General features: G+C 54.3%; 18 protein-coding genes and 3 tRNA genes. 12 read left to right on the top strand and 9 right to left on the bottom strand.

The window, feature by feature from the left end; genetic code table 11:
* Nucleotides 1–248: 248 nt before the first annotated feature.
* The 4 genes from prfC to WFK85_RS12560 all read right to left on the bottom strand — a co-directional run bounded on the left by prfC (nucleotide 249) and on the right by WFK85_RS12560 (nucleotide 3,466).
* On the bottom strand, nucleotides 249–1,838 hold the full coding sequence (gene prfC / locus WFK85_RS12545; RefSeq protein ID WP_008460083.1) for a peptide chain release factor 3: 1,590 nt from the start codon (nucleotides 1,836–1,838) through the stop codon (nucleotides 249–251).
* A 100-nt stretch (nucleotides 1,839–1,938) separates the two neighbouring features.
* Complete coding sequence (yjjG, locus tag WFK85_RS12550; RefSeq protein WP_166993457.1) at nucleotides 1,939–2,616, bottom strand: pyrimidine 5'-nucleotidase; 678 nt, start codon at nucleotides 2,614–2,616, stop codon at nucleotides 1,939–1,941.
* Between the two features lie 18 nt (nucleotides 2,617–2,634).
* Complete coding sequence (gene rimI / locus WFK85_RS12555) at nucleotides 2,635–3,078, bottom strand: ribosomal protein S18-alanine N-acetyltransferase (protein WP_008460078.1); 444 nt, start codon at nucleotides 3,076–3,078, stop codon at nucleotides 2,635–2,637.
* A complete protein-coding gene (locus WFK85_RS12560) occupies nucleotides 3,047–3,466 on the bottom strand; it encodes a DNA polymerase III subunit psi (RefSeq protein ID WP_008460076.1) in 420 nt (139 codons plus the stop codon). Before WFK85_RS12560 ends, rimI begins: the two co-directional genes overlap by 32 nt.
* A gap of 107 nt (nucleotides 3,467–3,573) precedes the next feature.
* Between WFK85_RS12560 and rsmC the strand changes: the two genes are divergently transcribed.
* The 4 genes from rsmC (at nucleotide 3,574) to WFK85_RS12580 (ending at nucleotide 5,065) form a co-directional block, all read left to right on the top strand.
* The gene (rsmC, locus tag WFK85_RS12565; protein WP_166993455.1) at nucleotides 3,574–4,605 is read left to right on the top strand and encodes a 16S rRNA (guanine(1207)-N(2))-methyltransferase RsmC; all 1,032 of its coding nucleotides are present in this window, start codon (nucleotides 3,574–3,576) and stop codon (nucleotides 4,603–4,605) included.
* A gap of 121 nt (nucleotides 4,606–4,726) precedes the next feature.
* Nucleotides 4,727–4,813, top strand: a tRNA-Leu gene (locus WFK85_RS12570).
* A gap of 31 nt (nucleotides 4,814–4,844) precedes the next feature.
* Nucleotides 4,845–4,931 (top strand) — tRNA-Leu (locus WFK85_RS12575).
* Between the two features lie 47 nt (nucleotides 4,932–4,978).
* A tRNA-Leu gene (locus WFK85_RS12580) sits at nucleotides 4,979–5,065 on the top strand.
* Between the two features lie 39 nt (nucleotides 5,066–5,104).
* Here WFK85_RS12580 and WFK85_RS12585 read toward each other — a convergent pair.
* On the bottom strand, nucleotides 5,105–5,344 hold the full coding sequence (locus tag WFK85_RS12585; RefSeq protein ID WP_008460074.1) for a DUF1435 domain-containing protein: 240 nt from the start codon (nucleotides 5,342–5,344) through the stop codon (nucleotides 5,105–5,107).
* A gap of 265 nt (nucleotides 5,345–5,609) precedes the next feature.
* Here WFK85_RS12585 and WFK85_RS12590 point away from each other — a divergent pair, with 265 nt between their 5' ends.
* Nucleotides 5,610–6,674, top strand: coding sequence for a diguanylate cyclase domain-containing protein (locus WFK85_RS12590; RefSeq protein ID WP_166993453.1), 1,065 nt, complete (start codon nucleotides 5,610–5,612; stop codon nucleotides 6,672–6,674).
* 129 nt (nucleotides 6,675–6,803) lie between these two features.
* Complete coding sequence (fhuF, locus tag WFK85_RS12595) at nucleotides 6,804–7,595, top strand: siderophore-iron reductase FhuF (protein WP_166993451.1); 792 nt, start codon at nucleotides 6,804–6,806, stop codon at nucleotides 7,593–7,595.
* 60 nt (nucleotides 7,596–7,655) lie between these two features.
* On the opposite strand, the gene WFK85_RS12600 is transcribed toward fhuF, so the two are convergent.
* A complete protein-coding gene (locus WFK85_RS12600; protein ID WP_336707711.1) occupies nucleotides 7,656–9,002 on the bottom strand; it encodes a PTS sugar transporter subunit IIC in 1,347 nt (448 codons plus the stop codon).
* Between the two features lie 13 nt (nucleotides 9,003–9,015).
* Nucleotides 9,016–9,321 (bottom strand): PTS sugar transporter subunit IIB, encoded by a 306-nt coding sequence (locus WFK85_RS12605; protein WP_039290026.1) that lies wholly within the window; start codon nucleotides 9,319–9,321, stop codon nucleotides 9,016–9,018.
* A 210-nt stretch (nucleotides 9,322–9,531) separates the two neighbouring features.
* On the opposite strand from WFK85_RS12605, the gene WFK85_RS12610 reads away from it, so the two are divergent.
* The 6 genes from WFK85_RS12610 to WFK85_RS12635 all read left to right on the top strand — a co-directional run bounded on the left by WFK85_RS12610 (nucleotide 9,532) and on the right by WFK85_RS12635 (nucleotide 13,031).
* On the top strand, nucleotides 9,532–9,990 hold the full coding sequence (locus WFK85_RS12610) for a YbaK/EbsC family protein (protein ID WP_008460069.1): 459 nt from the start codon (nucleotides 9,532–9,534) through the stop codon (nucleotides 9,988–9,990).
* A gap of 110 nt (nucleotides 9,991–10,100) precedes the next feature.
* Nucleotides 10,101–10,877, top strand: a complete 777-nt coding sequence (locus WFK85_RS12615; protein ID WP_166993449.1) for a threonine/serine exporter family protein — start codon at nucleotides 10,101–10,103, stop codon at nucleotides 10,875–10,877.
* The gene (locus tag WFK85_RS12620; protein WP_166993447.1) at nucleotides 10,868–11,341 is read left to right on the top strand and encodes a threonine/serine exporter; all 474 of its coding nucleotides are present in this window, start codon (nucleotides 10,868–10,870) and stop codon (nucleotides 11,339–11,341) included. Before WFK85_RS12615 ends, WFK85_RS12620 begins: the two co-directional genes overlap by 10 nt.
* 67 nt (nucleotides 11,342–11,408) lie before the next feature.
* Entirely contained in the window at nucleotides 11,409–11,855 is a 447-nt protein-coding gene (locus tag WFK85_RS12625; RefSeq protein WP_166993445.1) for a transcriptional regulator, SarA/Rot family, read from the top strand.
* Between the two features lie 95 nt (nucleotides 11,856–11,950).
* On the top strand, nucleotides 11,951–12,379 hold the full coding sequence (locus WFK85_RS12630; protein WP_166876986.1) for an organic hydroperoxide resistance protein: 429 nt from the start codon (nucleotides 11,951–11,953) through the stop codon (nucleotides 12,377–12,379).
* A gap of 139 nt (nucleotides 12,380–12,518) precedes the next feature.
* A complete protein-coding gene (locus tag WFK85_RS12635; RefSeq protein WP_034809722.1) occupies nucleotides 12,519–13,031 on the top strand; it encodes a DUF2501 domain-containing protein in 513 nt (170 codons plus the stop codon).
* Between the two features lie 41 nt (nucleotides 13,032–13,072).
* Here WFK85_RS12635 and WFK85_RS12640 read toward each other — a convergent pair whose 3' ends face one another.
* Together WFK85_RS12640 and WFK85_RS12645 are read right to left on the bottom strand one after the other, a co-directional pair.
* Nucleotides 13,073–13,813 (bottom strand): CDP-diacylglycerol diphosphatase, encoded by a 741-nt coding sequence (locus WFK85_RS12640; RefSeq protein WP_336707707.1) that lies wholly within the window; start codon nucleotides 13,811–13,813, stop codon nucleotides 13,073–13,075.
* Between the two features lie 20 nt (nucleotides 13,814–13,833).
* Nucleotides 13,834–14,760, bottom strand: coding sequence for a LysR family transcriptional regulator (locus tag WFK85_RS12645; RefSeq protein WP_008460054.1), 927 nt, complete (start codon nucleotides 14,758–14,760; stop codon nucleotides 13,834–13,836).
* Between the last annotated feature and the right edge of the window lie 77 nt (nucleotides 14,761–14,837).

Genomic DNA, 14,837 nt, shown 5'->3' on the forward strand with positions numbered 1-14,837 from the left:
CTATTAATATTGAGATGACATGAGAAACGCCAACAAGACACCAGAAAATGATTAATTCCCGGAGCTTTCATCCAATAAAATTGTCATCACTTTGTTAAATATAGATCACAATCATAAAAGTGCATGACGTGTTGATGGAAAAATCAGCAATGACGCAGGATTCGCGGGAAATTAAGAGGATTCTGCAAGGGATTAAAAAGACAGGGAAAGTGTGAAGAGCGCGGCGAACGCCGCGCTCTGGCTGATAATTAGTGCTCGCGCGTTTTACGGAAGGTCACGTCAGGGTAACGTTCCTGGGTAATGTTCAGATTTACCATCGTTGGGGCAATATAGGTCAGGTTGTCGCCGCCATCCAGCGCTAACTGAACTTCGTTTTTACGTTTGAATTCTTCAAACTTCTTAACGTCATTCCCTTCAACCCAACGCGCCGTCGCCACGTTGACCGATTCGTAAATCGCTTCCACGTTGTACTCGCTTTTCAGGCGAGCAACGACCACATCGAACTGCAGAACCCCAACCGCACCAACAATAAGGTCGTTGTTGGCAATAGGACGGAACACCTGTACCGCGCCTTCTTCAGACAGCTGCACCAGGCCTTTAAGCAACTGCTTCTGCTTAAGCGGATCGCGCAGGCGAATACGGCGGAACAGTTCCGGGGCGAAGTTCGGGATACCGGTGAACTTCATCATTTCGCCCTGGGTAAAGGTGTCGCCGATCTGAATCGTGCCGTGGTTGTGCAGGCCGATAATATCGCCCGGATAGGCTTCTTCCACGTGAGAACGATCCCCGGCCATAAAGGTCAGCGCGTCAGAAATAATCACGTCTTTCCCGATACGCACCTGGCGCAGCTTCATGCCTTTTTCATACTTACCGGACACCACGCGCATAAAGGCGACGCGGTCACGGTGTTTCGGGTCCATGTTGGCCTGGATCTTAAAGACAAAACCGGTGAACTTCTCGTCCGCCGCATCCACCAGACGCGTGTCGGTTTTACGCGGCATCGGAGCCGGCGCCCACTCAACCAGACCATCCAGCATGTGGTCGACGCCGAAGTTGCCCAGCGCGGTGCCGAAGAATACCGGGGTGATTTCACCGGCCAGGAACAGTTCATGGTCGAATTCGTTGGAAGCCCCCTGCACCAGCTCCAGCTCCTCACGCAGTTGCAGAGCAAGATCTTCCCCGACGGCTGCGTCGAGTTCTGGGTTGCTCAACCCTTTCACGATACGCACTTCCTGGATCGTGTGGCCTTTACCGGTCTGGTAGAGGTAGGTTTCATCTTTATAAAGATGGTAAACCCCTTTGAACAGCTTGCCGCAGCCGATTGGCCAGGTGATTGGCGCGCAGCCAATCTTCAGCTCGCGCTCAACTTCATCCAGCACTTCCATTGGATCGCGAATGTCACGATCCAGTTTGTTCATGAAGGTGATGATCGGCGTATCGCGCAGACGGGTAACTTCCATCAGCTTACGGGTACGATCTTCTACGCCTTTTGCGGCATCGATAACCATCAGGCAGCAGTCAACCGCGGTCAGGGTACGGTAGGTATCTTCGGAGAAGTCTTCGTGCCCCGGAGTATCCAGCAGGTTGACCAGGCTGTCGCGATACGGGAACTGCATCACCGAGGTGGTGATCGAGATCCCACGCTGTTTTTCCATCTCCATCCAGTCGGATTTGGCGTGCTGGCTTGAGCCACGGCCTTTTACCGTCCCGGCGGTCTGGATAGCCTGTCCGAACAGCAGCACCTTTTCGGTGATGGTCGTTTTACCGGCATCCGGGTGAGAAATAATGGCAAAAGTGCGGCGTTTAGCCACCTCTTGCAGATAAGGAGACAAAGTCATAATTACATCTTCTGTAAGTGCGCGCGGCCTTGAGCCACGCGGCGAGTGAACGTTATTTGGCGGCTATTTTACCCATCATTGCGGGTTTAACAATCAACAATCATGGCTTACACAGCAGTTGCTCCAGTTCACTTAGCGAGGTGACCTGCCAGGTCGGTTCAATCCCTTGCGGCGCGGTGCGCCCGTGGGCGTTAAGCCAGCAGGTTGCTATCCCGGCGTTGATACCGCCCAGAATGTCAGATTCTGCCGTGTCGCCGACCATCAAAACGCGGTCGCGCGGCGGCTGGTTCATCTGCTCGAAGGTATAGTCGAAAATACGGCGATCGGGTTTGGCTACCCCTACCTGCTCGGAAATCACCAGCAGGTCGAAATAGTCACGCAGGCCGGTGCGCTCGAGGCGAGTCTGCTGCAGCGCGGTAAAGCCGTTGGTAATAATGCCAAGTTTAGCCTTGCCCTTCAGCGCATTCAGGAGAGAAATCGCACCGGGCAGCGGGGCGCAAATTTCAGCCATGGCGGATAAAAACGCATCGTTCAGCTCTGCTGACGGCACATTCAGCCGCCCTGCCCAGTCCTCAAAACGCCTGAGCTGCAGCTGCAGCGCGGTAATCGCCCCGTTCTGGTAGTCGACCCACAGCGGCTTGTTTACCGCCTGGTACTCCTGGAAATCATCTGCGGTAAAGGTCACGCTGTAATCGAGAAACATGCGCTGCAAACCGCCGAACGCGTCAAAGGTAAACAGCGTTTCGTCCGCATCGAATAAAATCCAGTCCCAGTTCATCCACACACCTTTTAAAAATTAACCAAGGGGGAGCGCCATCACGATCGCGTCTTCCCGACCTTCTTTTGCAGGATAATAATTGCGACGCACCGTCGCTTCGTTAAAGCCCAGGCTTTCGTACAAGGTTCTCGCCGCAACGTTAGAGGCACGCACCTCCAGCCACAGCGTAAAGACATCCCGTTTTTCAAGCTCGGCAATAAGATGCTCAAGCAGCGCTTTCCCAAGCCCTTGCCGCTGATACGCTGGATCAACCGCAATGTTGAACAGCGTGGCTTCATCGAGAATGACCTGCGTCACCGCAAAAGCGGCAAGTTTGCCGTCAACGTCCAGCCGCAAATTGAAATAGCGTTCGCCCTGATTGCTGGCAAAGGTTTTTTCACTCCAGGGAAAAGCATGACTGCGCAGCTCAATGGCATACGCGTCCGCCAAATCATTCGGCGTCAGGGAAGAAATCGTGTTCATGTTCGCAAATCTGTTGCCACAGCGCCTGTCGCGCGTTGCCATTGTGATAAAGCTCGTCAAGCGCAGGGGACGCAAGCTGCGCGCCGCTGAGCGTCAGCGGCTGCTCAACGCCCAGGCGCCAGCTATTGCAGCGGCTGTCAGGCGGCATCATTGCCGCGCGCTCCGGCGTCAGTTGCATTACTTGGTCGGGGCTTAACGCTATGCTGCGTAAAATGTCCTTCACCAGCGGATCGCTCAAGGCTGGTAGCGTCTCAGCCACCATCACTAAACGCACGCCCGCGGGCAAAGAAACCGCAATTTCGCCCTGTAAAGCCGTCGGACGGCGCAGCACCCACTGGGTAATACCCAGTTGCTGTAACTGCCAGTCGCGTCGGGAAGGGGAAGTCATAGCGAAACCTGTTGAGAGCGTAATTCGGGCGGCAAATATAGCAAATTCATCGAATCCACGCCATTAAAGCTCTATAATCCACGCTCTGATTTTCCAGGAGCTATTTGATGAGTGCGTTTACCCCGGCGAGTGAAGTACTGCTGCGCCACAGCGATGATTTTACCGAGAGCCGTGTGTTGTTTGCCGGTGACATGCAAGACGACCTGCCGGCGCGTTTCGACACCGCCGCCAGCCGCGCCCACACCCAGCAATTCCACCACTGGCAGGTATTAAGCGCGCAGATGGGTGAGAACGCACAATATGGCCTGGTGGTCAGTGCGGATGACATTGCCGACAGCAATACGCTTATCTACTACTGGCCGAAAAACAAGCCAGAAGCTCAGTTCCAGCTGATGAATATTCTGTCGCTGATGCCGGCTGGCACCGATGTTTTTGTCGTCGGCGAAAACCGCTCTGGCGTGCGTAGCGCAGAGCAAATGCTGGCTGAAATTTGCCCGCTGACAAAAATCGACAGCGCGCGCCGCTGCGGTCTGTATCATGGCCGCCTTGAGCAGCAACCTGCGTTTGATGAAAACAGCTGGTGGGGTGAATACCCTCATGAAGGGATGACCGTGAAAACCCTGCCGGGCGTCTTTAGCCGCGACGGTCTGGATACCGGCAGCAAACTGCTGCTTTCCACGCTGACGCCGCACACCAAAGGCAAAGTGCTGGATGTTGGCTGCGGCGCGGGCGTCCTGGCGATTACTCTCGCCAGCCACTCGCCAAAAGTTCGCCTCACGCTTAGCGACGTTAGCGCACCGGCGGTCGCCGCCAGCCGCGCAACGCTTGCCGCTAACGGCTTTGAAGGGGAAGTGATCGCCAGTAACGTCTACTCGGAAATCAACGGCCGTTTCGACATGATCATCTCCAACCCGCCATTCCACGACGGGATGCAAACCAGCCTCGATGCAGCGCACCAGCTTATTCGCGGTGCAGCTCGCCATCTGAATATGGGTGGCGAATTGCGCATCGTGGCGAACGCCTTCCTTGCCTACCCGAACGTGCTGGACGAAGTATTTGGTAGTCATGAAGTTATTGCTCAAACCGGCCGCTTCAAAGTTTACCGCGCCGTGCTGACCCGGGCGGGTAAAAAGCGCTAAACGCGTTAAGGTGCCGCTTTTTGCATCAGTCGGAAAAGCGGCATCAAATTAAGTGTTGACGAAGCTCAGAAAACATCTAGAATGCGCCTCCGTGGTTGTGATACTTCGGTATTACAGGTATGCGAAGGTGGCGGAATTGGTAGACGCGCTAGCTTCAGGTGTTAGTGTTCTTACGGACGTGAGGGTTCAAGTCCCTCTCTTCGCACCAACACAACCACGAAAGATATCGTTCGCACTGCGCGAAGGTGGCGGAATTGGTAGACGCGCTAGCTTCAGGTGTTAGTGTTCTTACGGACGTGAGGGTTCAAGTCCCTCTCTTCGCACCAATGCGAAGGCGATATCAAAACTCTTCAGATGCAAATCTGAAAACTGTGCGAAGGTGGCGGAATTGGTAGACGCGCTAGCTTCAGGTGTTAGTGTCCTTACGGACGTGAGGGTTCAAGTCCCTCTCTTCGCACCACTTCTTATGAAGTGACCCTCTTTATCTCCCCCAGCTTGTTTATCTCATCGATCCCAAATTCATCACAATCAACAGCAATCCGCTGGCAAATGCTACGCACGATGGCAGTAAAACAAAGTGTCTTAACGTTTTATGATAGAGCATCAATGCCGTGGCAAGCAGCCCGATAACCACCAGCACGCGCCACTGACTGAAACTGAGATCCAGGCAGGCAAGCAGCGCCACGGCAAGCCCCGCCACCATTACACTCCAGCCACTTTCGAGTCGTCGTTGCAGCATTTTCACGCCCCATCATGATAATGATAACCAATATCATATGATAAATTTTCTCAACTGTCAGCGTAAAAACGTGCGCGACCTATGGCTGAAATAGCCAGGGTTGACGTGTCATTTAATGACAGATTTTCAGTAAGGTGATAGATTGAGCGCCGGCTTTAGTTTGCCTTATAAAAATTCCAATAGTTGCCAGAAAAGTCGATAACTCGCTTTTCATTAATACGACACACACAACACCTGACGCGCTTACCCAAGACACAATCGTTCTATGACAGCCCAAACCTGGCGAGCCTTACTCAAAGCAAAGCAGCTGCTTTCTTTACGTTTATTTTTGCTGCTCAACGCCCTGGCAGCCGCTTTTTCTATTCTCTTTCCGCTCTATTCGACAGTGCGCATAACGCCGCCCGTTGTCGCCATTCTGCTGATGAGCCTGGCCTTGCTTGCCTGGCAGATGTGGAATAATAAGCAGCTGATTAACCTGAATATTATCTCGTTATTTTTCGGGTTATTATGGGCGGTGCATATTTTCATTAAAAACGCGGCCATCGCGGACCTGGACACCTCATTTCTGATGATTAGCCTGATGTCGGTGCTTTTTATTGGCGCTATTGCATTTATTAATAATATTGTGGCTTTCCTGCTGCACAGCCTGCCCGTGGCGCTGGTCGTACTTTGGCTGGGTAATGTTGACCAATGGCTGAGGGTAATTTATTCCATTGCGCTGCCCGCTATCGGGATCGCTATTCAGCATATTATTCAGAAACGTAATGACCGTTTCACCCAGCGGCTGATGAATAAACTGCTTGAAGAAAAAGAGACACTGACCGATCTCAGCATGCTCGATCCTTTAACCGGCCTGTACAACCGCCGCGGCTTTCAAAACCGCCTCGAGCACATTCAGGCCTCCGGTAGCGGCAGCCACTTCGTTTTGCTGCTGGATATCGACCACTTCAAGTCGTACAACGACCACTACGGCCATGCGATGGGCGACCAGGCGTTGATCCGGGTCTCGGCAGCGATTCGCGATGCCGTGCGTTCAAGGGATCTTGTCACGCGCTACGGCGGGGAAGAGTTCATGATTATGCTCACCAACATCGACGCGGAACGTGCGATGCAGTCGGCGGAAAGGATCCGCCAGCGCGTTTTCGATTTGGACATCCCGCATATGTTTAATACCCAGGTCGCGACCAACGTTACCGTCAGTATCGGGCTTGCGCCATTCACTGAAGGCAGCATAGATGATGCCCTGAGCCTCGCGGATAAAGCGCTTTATCAGGCCAAAAACCGAGGAAGAAACAGCATCCTGACCAACGAAATGCTCGCCGTGAATTAACCCGGCGAGACGCGCCAGATCGCAAAAACAGCCATCACTGAGCGGTGGCGGTGAATTCACCTTGCCAGAGATTTCGCTCACCGTTATTATTGCTAATCATTATCATTTAGATTACTCCCTGACGAAAGTATGGCGCTTCACTCCCTCCAGCTCAGCGATGACAGCGGTTGCTTTGTTCTTCCCTGGTCCCCAGCGACAGGCCCGCAGGCAGATTCGCTGCGGGAGTATTTTGCCGCGCACCGCCCGTACTTCAACGACATCATCAAATTAAACGAACAGGCTCCCGCCACAGCAATGACGCTAAGCGAGTGGCAGCGTCCCACCACGCTAACCTCCCTAATGGCGGCCTACGGCGACCATATCTATCGTCACCAGCCTGAACTTACCCGCGAGCACAAACCGCTGAAGTCTTTGTGGGCGCAATGGTACATCGGCCTGCTGGTGCCACCGATGATGATGGCGCTGCTGACTCAGCCTAAAGCGCTGAATATTGCCCCCCAGCATGTGCGGGCCGAGTTCCACGAAACGGGCCGGGCAAAATGCTTCTGGATTGACGTGACTGAAGATTGCCGGGCAAGCGAGCTGCCGCTCCATCTGCGGCTAGAGCAGTTTATCGTTGAAGGTTTGATGCCGGTCGTAGCGGCGCTGGAAGCCAGCGAAGAGATCAACGCCCGACTTATCTGGAGCAACACCGGCTACCTGGTGAACTGGTTCTTCGGCGAGCTAAAACCACTTCTGGATGAACAGAGCCTGGCGGCGCTGGTGCAGACCTGTTTCTTTGAAAAACAGCTTTCATGTGGCCGGGAGAATCCACTCTACCGCACGGTCATTTCGCGTGAAGGCATTCTGGTCAGACGCACCTGCTGCCAGCGCTATAAGCTGCCTGACGTCCAGCGCTGCGGCGACTGCACTCTGAAATAGCAAGAGGCGGGGAAATAGCAAACGGCGGGTTTCCCCGCCGTTCTTCATTCCGCTAAACCATTAAGCCAGCTGTTGGCTCCCTTCCTCGCTCGCTCTCTGAGCTTCTTCTTTCTCCTGCTCCAGCAGCTGATTCTCGTACACTTTGAAGAACGGGAAGTAGATGATGGACGACACGCAGGCCAGCAGAATCACCAGAATTGCGGCACGGAAGTCCCAGCCCAGCGCCCAGGCGGCACCGATTGGCGCAGGCGCGGTCCACGGTACCACGGAAATCACGCGACCAATCAGATCCAGCTTCATCGCGCCCCAGGCCAGCACGGCGTTGACCATTGGCGCCAGCAGGAAAGGAATAAAGAATACTGGGTTCATCACAATCGGCGTCCCGAAGATCACCGGTTCGTTAATGTTAAAGCAGGTTGGCACGATGCTCAGGCGGCCAATGGAACGCAGGTGGGCAGATTTACTGCGCAGGTAGCAGATAACCAATCCCATCGTTGCCCCGGAACCGCCGACCACGATGAAGAAGGTCCAGAACGCTTCCATAAAGATATGCGGCAGAGGCGCACCGGCAGCCAGCGCGCCCTGGTTAAGGCCCAGGTTGGTCAGCCAGAACATCTGCAGCATCCCGGAGACAATCGCCGCCCCGTGGATACCCGCAAACCACAACAGGTGAGCAATCAGTACGGCAAGGAGAATCGCCGGCAGAGAATCCGCCGCGGACACCAGCGGTTTGAACAGCGCCATAATGGCCTGAGGGATCAGCATATCGAACTGGGACTGAATAAACAGGCTCAGCGGATACAGCGTCAGCACCACAACCAGCACCGGGATCAGCAGATCAAAGGAGTTTTTGATCATCGGCGGCACCTGGTCCGGCAGCTTGATGCCGATGTTATGCGCCTTCAGGAAACGCATCATCTCTACGCAGTAAATCGCCACCAGGATTGCGGTGAAGATCCCGGTGCCGCCAAGGCTGTCCACCGGCAGCGTGCCTTTGGTTTTCGGGGCCGCAACCACCAGGAAAGCCATCAGCGACAGCATGGCGCACATGAAAGGATCGAGCCCGTGCGATTTAACGTAGTGTTTACCCAGGTTGTAGGCGATCGCCGCACAAATGTAGATAGACATGATGCCCATCGTCATATCAAACGGCGTTAAAATCTGCCCTTCAAACTGCTTCGCCAGGTCGAGCCAGGCGCGAGCAAAGCCCCATGTCGTGGTGGGCGAAAACGGGGGATAAGCAAAAACCAGCAGGAACGAGCCGACAATCATAAATGGCATCGCAGAAATAAAGCCGTCGCGAATGGCCATCACGTGACGCTGGGAAGAAATGCGGCCAGCTATCGGGCTAACGTAGTTCTCAACAAACCGAAAAATTAAATTAAAAGCAGCATGGTTGGAAGACATAGTGGCTCTCCTGTCAGGCTATCAACGCGAGTGCGTCGGCGAGAATTCTGTCGCCGCGCATCATTCCGTAATCCATAGAGTTAATGACCGTGACCGGGATCCGTTTGGGCGCGGCCTGAGCCTTAAAATCTTCCAGACGGTATTTGATCTGCGGACCGAGTAAACAGCAATCAAATTCAGGCATAACATCCGTGAACTCTTCGATACCCACCGCCTTGATCTCAACCTCAATCTGTTGATCCTGGGCGGCCTGTTTCATCCTGTTCACGACCATACTGGTAGACATACCAGCGGCACAGCATAAAAGGATACGTTTCATAGACGACTCTTATTATTAGGTACAGGGGGGGTTACAGGATTCAGTATTCCTCGCGGAATTTATTACTGCAACCGGTTACTGCAACCGGTTTCATTGATTGTGAAGGAGATCCAGAAATTTCTGACAAGGCGGGTATGAGATAAGTATAAGCGGTTTACAGAAAGCACAAGCTTATGCGAAATTATTTGCCACCTGGATCAGGAGAAAATCATGAGTTTGCAGTCCGTGCGGCAATTCTTCGCCGACCATGCCCCCGATATAGACATCATCGAGCTAAACCAAAGCACCGCTACCGTCGCGCTTGCCGCCGCCGCCCACAATGTGGCCCCCGGACAAATAGCCAAAACGCTCTCATTAAAGGTCAAAAACGACATTATTCTGATCGTCGCCAAGGGCGATGCTCGTCTTGATAATAAGAAACTTAAAGAAGCATTTGGCTCTAAAGCGCGCATGCTCAGCAGCGATGAAGTAGTGAACTGGACCGGGCATCCGGTCGGTGGCGTTTGCCCGTTCGGGCTGGAAAACCCGCTGGCGGTGTTCTGCGACATCTCACTCCGCCAGTACGATGAAGTGCTGCCCGCCGCAGGGGCCATTCACAGCGCCGTCCGCATTTCACCTGAACGCATGGCCGAACTCACCCACGCCAAATGGGTGGACGTCTGCCAGTAATTGCCGTCTAAGTGACGCAAAGCTTGATCTGACGCGGCTAATGAAGCGATGCGCTCATGTTAAATGGATAAACGTTAAGCGCATTTCCTTCTCTTTAGTCAGGATCAAGCATGCAGCCAGATGTTGCCTCCCAGCGGGACGTCACTCGTTTATGTATTCAATGCGCGCTCTTTTTACTGCAGCACGGGGCAGAAAGCGCGCTGGTCGAGGAGCTTTCAACCCGCCTTGGCAAAGCGCTGGGGATGGACAGCGTGGAAAGCTCAATCTCCGCTAACGCCATTGTACTTAGCACCATTAAAGACAATCAGTGCCTGACGACTACCCGCAAAAATAACGATCGCGGGATCAACATGCACGTCGTCACCGAAGTACAGCACATCGTGATCCTCACCGAACACAAGCTGCTGGATGCCAGGGACGTTCTCAAACGCTTCGAACACATCAAACCGCTGCGTTACCCACGCTGGCTGGTTGTCCTGATGGTGGGTCTTTCCTGCGGCTGTTTCTGCAAACTGAACAACGGTGGCTGGGACGGGGCGTTTGTCGCCTTTGTCGCCAGCTCACTGGCGATGTATGTCCGCCAGCTGTTCACCCACCGCCAGCTTCATCCGCAGATCAACTTCTGCATCACCGCGTTTGTCGCCACTACCGTTTCGGGCCTGCTTATCGCCAAAGGCCCATTTGCCGCCACTTCCAATATTGCGATGGCCGCGAGCGTGTTATTACTCGTCCCCGGTTTCCCGCTGATTAACGCCGTGGCCGACATGTTTAAAGGCCATGTTAATACCGGGCTTGCTCGCTGGGCGATGGCCAGCCTGCTCACGCTGGCAACCTGCATTGGCGTGGTGATGGCAATGGCGGTATGGGGGCTAAGAGGATGGGCATAATCGAATTTCTTCTGGCCCTGCTTCAGGATATGGCGCTGTCTGCCGTGCCGGCGGTGGGCTTTGCGTTAGTCTTTAACGTACCTCAGCGCGCCCTGCCTTACTGTGGGCTTCTCGGTGCCATCGGCCACGGCTCGCGTATGGCGATGATGACGGCGGGTTTAAACATCGAGTGGAGCACTTTTCTGGCGTCGATTCTGGTCGGCATCATTGGTATTCAGTGGTCACGCTGGTATCTTGCTCACCCGAAGGTCTTTACCGTTGCGGCCGTCATTCCTATGTTTCCGGGGATCTACGCCTATACCGCAATGATCTCGGCGGTAAAATTGACGCACTTTGGCTACAGCGATCCGCTGATGATCCAACTGGTGACCAACTTCTTGAAAGCGTCATTTATCGTGGGGGCGCTGTCCATCGGGCTCTCTCTGCCGGGGCTGTGGCTTTATCGCAAAAAGCCCCGGGTCTGATCGCACAGACGAAATCGCCGTAAAATAAAATTTGCTATTTAATCGCGCGCTATCTATATTGAGAAACATGAAGAAGACATCCACCGAAACGAACGCCCTGCTGCTGGACAACCAGCTTTGCTTCGCGCTCTACTCCGCCAATCTGGCGGTGAACAAGCTCTACCGCCAGCTGCTTACGCCGCTGCAGCTCACCTATCCGCAATACCTGGTGATGCTGGTGCTGTGGGAGCAGGACGATGTCACGGTGTCGCAAATCGGCGAGCGTCTGTTTTTAGACTCAGCCACCTTAACGCCACTGCTAAAACGGCTTGAAAGCGCAGGGCTGCTGCTACGTCAGCGCTCCCGCGAAGACGAGCGTCAGGTGGCAGTCACGCTGACCCAGGAAGGGAAAGCGCTGCAGGAAAAAGCGCTGGGTATTCCAGACTCCGTGCGCTGTGCTTCTGCCTGTAGCGTAGACAGCATGCTGGCGCTGAAAGCGCAGCTGGAAACTTTGCGCAGTAATTTAAATACGTAATAATTAATCGTCGATACTGTCGGCGATTTTTAAAACATCATGTAAATCGCACGCTATTTTATAGCACATACTAAATGTAAGATGAGGAACCTGCCATGTCTTTAGAAAAAGTCGTTTACACCGCAAAAGCCAAAGCCACCGGTGGCCGTGAAGGTCGTGCAACCTCTTCCGACGGCGTACTGGACGTCAAACTGGGCCTGCCAAAAGAGATGGGCGGCGCGGGTGGCGAAGTCACCAACCCTGAGCAGCTGTTCGCGGCGGGCTACTCCGCATGCTTCCTGGGCGCGATGAAGTTCGTCTCCGGCCGCGATAAAATCTCCATGCCGGCTGACGCTTTCATCGAAGGTGAAGTCGGTATCGGGCCACTGCCAACCGGCTTCGGTATCGAAGCGAAGCTGAATATCCACCTGCCGGGGATGGACGCTGCCGAAGCGAAAAAACTGGTCGATGCGGCACACATTGTTTGCCCATACTCCAACGCAACCCGCGGCAACATTGATGTGACCCTGAACATCATCAACTGATGCTACAGCCGGGGAAACCCGGCTTTTTCTCCTGCCCCCACGGTTTAAGACAACTCTCAATCCCCCTGCTTCCGGCCAAAGCGCTATACTCACGCCTGAAATCTCCTGCACCGCAGGCAAACAAAGCGAGTATCACAAGATGAAAGCAAGGAATAAAACGCTCTGCGCAATGGCGCTGGCAGCAGCCTTTTTCGCGGGCCAGGCAACGGCTGCAAACTGGCAGGAACAACTTTCCAGCGCCGCCAATGAACTGACTAAAAGCGGCAATGCCACTACTACCAGCAATGGCGCTCAGACCGGCGGTCTGTCTCTCTCTTCACTGACCAGCCTGCTGAACGGCAACAGCAAATCTCTCAGCTCAAGTACGATGACCAATGCGGCTGGCGTGATGGAGTACTGCGCGAAGAATAAACTGGCTTCCGTCACCAATACCGACAACATTAAAAACCAGCTGATGACCAAGCTGGGGCTGGAAAGCAGCACCAAGCCTGCCGACAAGCAGGACTATAATCAGGGCCTGATGGGCTTACTGAACACGGCCAACGGCCAGAAGCTGGATCTGAACAGCATCGGCAACTCGCCGCTGGCTGAAAAGGTGAAAACCAAAGCCTGCGATCTGGTGCTCAAACAGGGCATGAATTACCTGTCGTAACGGCACAAAAAAATGGCCTCTTGCTAAGAGGCCATTTTGTTTTAGTTTGCCAGCGAGCAGCTGTAGTCCAGCATCTCTTCCGCCGAACCCTGGTTCCCGCCCAGCAGCTGACGAGGGTTAGCCAACAGCACCACATCCCCCTTCGTTGTCACCACTCGCGCCAGGCCAAAGTTTTCCATCTCATCGCCCTGAGCCTTCACGTACTCCGCCAGCACGGTAAACGGATTCGCCTCTGCCGGGACTTTTCTCGCCAGATATTTATGGCCAAGGATCTCCGCACCAAACGGCTGCCACTGGTCACCGACTTTGTCGGCAAGCTGGTAAATGGATTGATACACCTCAGGGCGCAGGCAGGACAGGTGAATGTGCAGCTGGTTCTGAGAGCGTCCGTAGCGAGAGTTGATCGCTAACACCAAATCATCGTCCCGAACCGCTTTTGTGGTTTCATCCAGCAGATAGTGGCGATTCTCCCACGCATCCAGGAAGTAATTTGGCGCACCGTTTTCAAGGATTTTCGGGCTCTCGATACCGGTGATTTTGTCCGTCGGCATCAGCAAATTATGCAGCGGGCCTTTGGCATCTTTAAATACCAGGTAGCGCCCGGCCAGATCGACTTTCAGGCAAGGCGCTGGGGAGTGGTTCTGCTGCTGATTGGGAATGCACTGCTGGCTGATGATATTCCACAGAGCATCACTGTGGCGATGCAGCAGCCACAGGCGGATTGCGACGGCGGCCACCAGCAAAATCAGCAGCACAACCACCACGCGCAGGATCTTTTTCATGTCAGGTTTTCCTTGTAAAGTCAGAGTACTTTTCGTTGTTGTAATAGGCGGACAATAAGCTGGAAGCAGGCTTCTATTTGCGGCGCGAACGGCTCAGTGCTGCGCATCAATGCCACGGTGCGGCTCAGCGAAGGCTGCTGCAAATGAATCACTTTCAGCTCGGGGTCCTGCAAAAAGGTGGTGTAAAGCTGCGGTAAAATCGCCACCGCCAGCTGTGAGCGCACCAGTCCATAAAGGGTTTCAATAAAATCAACCTGATAGCGCGCATTCAGCGTCAGGCGCTGGCTTTCCGCCATCGCCGCGACCAGCCGGCTGATATTCCCTTTTGAAAACACCGCGATGTCCCGTTTCACCAGGCTTCGCCACGGCGCGTGGCTGGATTCTGCCAGAGGATCGTGACAGTTGACTACCGCCACGAAGGGATCTTCCTGCAGCGGATGGATCTCCAGCGTTTTGGGCACCGAGCTGTCCAGCGCCCCCAGGCCAAAGTCCAGCTGGCCGCTTTCAAGCTGGGCAATCAGCGCGTCATTGGTGCGGTCGTGAAACTCCACCCGCAGGCGAGGAAAAGCCTCTGCAATACGTTGAGGAATATCGGGAAATAAAAGGCTGCCGACCGAGGGCACCAGGCCTATGCGAAGCGTGCCGTCACCGCCGTCCTGGACAATGCGCTGCATGTCGTCAAACGCGCGCTGCGCGACGTTGAGCACGCGTTCGGCATGGGGCAGTAGCGCTGCGCCCAGGTCCGTCAGCGTCACTGCCGCAGCGGTTCTGTTAACCAGTTTCCCGCCCAACACGGACTCAATCTGCCGTAACGCGCTGCTTAGCGCGGGCTGGCTAATGGCCAGCCGGTTGGCGGTATCGGTGAAATGACGAAGTTTGGCCAGCGTCACAAAATACTGGATCTGTTTTAACGAGAGTGCGGGAAGGCGCTGCCAGGGTTCAGCCATTGGAGTATCAGGGTTGCCAGGTAAACGTTTGCCACAGGATAAACGTTTCTTATCGGCTGATAAATTAAATCATCTGG

The organism is Cedecea sp. VD22, assembly GCF_037150195.1.
GTDB lineage: Bacteria > Pseudomonadota > Gammaproteobacteria > Enterobacterales > Enterobacteriaceae > Cedecea.

What these genes read in the sequence shown, in the direction of transcription:
- WFK85_RS12640 (WP_336707707.1), bottom strand. Translation starts at nt 13,813, where the DNA reads ATGAAAAAGATCCTGCGCGTGGTGGTTGTGCTGCTGATTTTGCTGGTG.
- WFK85_RS12645 (WP_008460054.1), bottom strand. Translation starts at nt 14,760, where the DNA reads ATGGCTGAACCCTGGCAGCGCCTTCCCGCACTCTCGTTAAAACAGATC.
- WFK85_RS12600 (WP_336707711.1), bottom strand. Translation starts at nt 9,002, where the DNA reads ATGTCTTCCAACCATGCTGCTTTTAATTTAATTTTTCGGTTTGTTGAG.
- WFK85_RS12625 (WP_166993445.1), top strand. Translation starts at nt 11,409, where the DNA reads ATGAAGAAGACATCCACCGAAACGAACGCCCTGCTGCTGGACAACCAG.
- rsmC (WP_166993455.1), top strand. Translation starts at nt 3,574, where the DNA reads ATGAGTGCGTTTACCCCGGCGAGTGAAGTACTGCTGCGCCACAGCGAT.
- rimI (WP_008460078.1), bottom strand. Translation starts at nt 3,078, where the DNA reads ATGAACACGATTTCTTCCCTGACGCCGAATGATTTGGCGGACGCGTAT.
- fhuF (WP_166993451.1), top strand. Translation starts at nt 6,804, where the DNA reads ATGGCGCTTCACTCCCTCCAGCTCAGCGATGACAGCGGTTGCTTTGTT.
- yjjG (WP_166993457.1), bottom strand. Translation starts at nt 2,616, where the DNA reads ATGAACTGGGACTGGATTTTATTCGATGCGGACGAAACGCTGTTTACC.
- WFK85_RS12635 (WP_034809722.1), top strand. Translation starts at nt 12,519, where the DNA reads ATGAAAGCAAGGAATAAAACGCTCTGCGCAATGGCGCTGGCAGCAGCC.
- WFK85_RS12630 (WP_166876986.1), top strand. Translation starts at nt 11,951, where the DNA reads ATGTCTTTAGAAAAAGTCGTTTACACCGCAAAAGCCAAAGCCACCGGT.
- WFK85_RS12560 (WP_008460076.1), bottom strand. Translation starts at nt 3,466, where the DNA reads ATGACTTCCCCTTCCCGACGCGACTGGCAGTTACAGCAACTGGGTATT.
- WFK85_RS12590 (WP_166993453.1), top strand. Translation starts at nt 5,610, where the DNA reads ATGACAGCCCAAACCTGGCGAGCCTTACTCAAAGCAAAGCAGCTGCTT.
- WFK85_RS12620 (WP_166993447.1), top strand. Translation starts at nt 10,868, where the DNA reads ATGGGCATAATCGAATTTCTTCTGGCCCTGCTTCAGGATATGGCGCTG.
- prfC (WP_008460083.1), bottom strand. Translation starts at nt 1,838, where the DNA reads ATGACTTTGTCTCCTTATCTGCAAGAGGTGGCTAAACGCCGCACTTTT.
- WFK85_RS12615 (WP_166993449.1), top strand. Translation starts at nt 10,101, where the DNA reads ATGCAGCCAGATGTTGCCTCCCAGCGGGACGTCACTCGTTTATGTATT.
- WFK85_RS12610 (WP_008460069.1), top strand. Translation starts at nt 9,532, where the DNA reads ATGAGTTTGCAGTCCGTGCGGCAATTCTTCGCCGACCATGCCCCCGAT.
- WFK85_RS12585 (WP_008460074.1), bottom strand. Translation starts at nt 5,344, where the DNA reads ATGCTGCAACGACGACTCGAAAGTGGCTGGAGTGTAATGGTGGCGGGG.
- WFK85_RS12605 (WP_039290026.1), bottom strand. Translation starts at nt 9,321, where the DNA reads ATGAAACGTATCCTTTTATGCTGTGCCGCTGGTATGTCTACCAGTATG.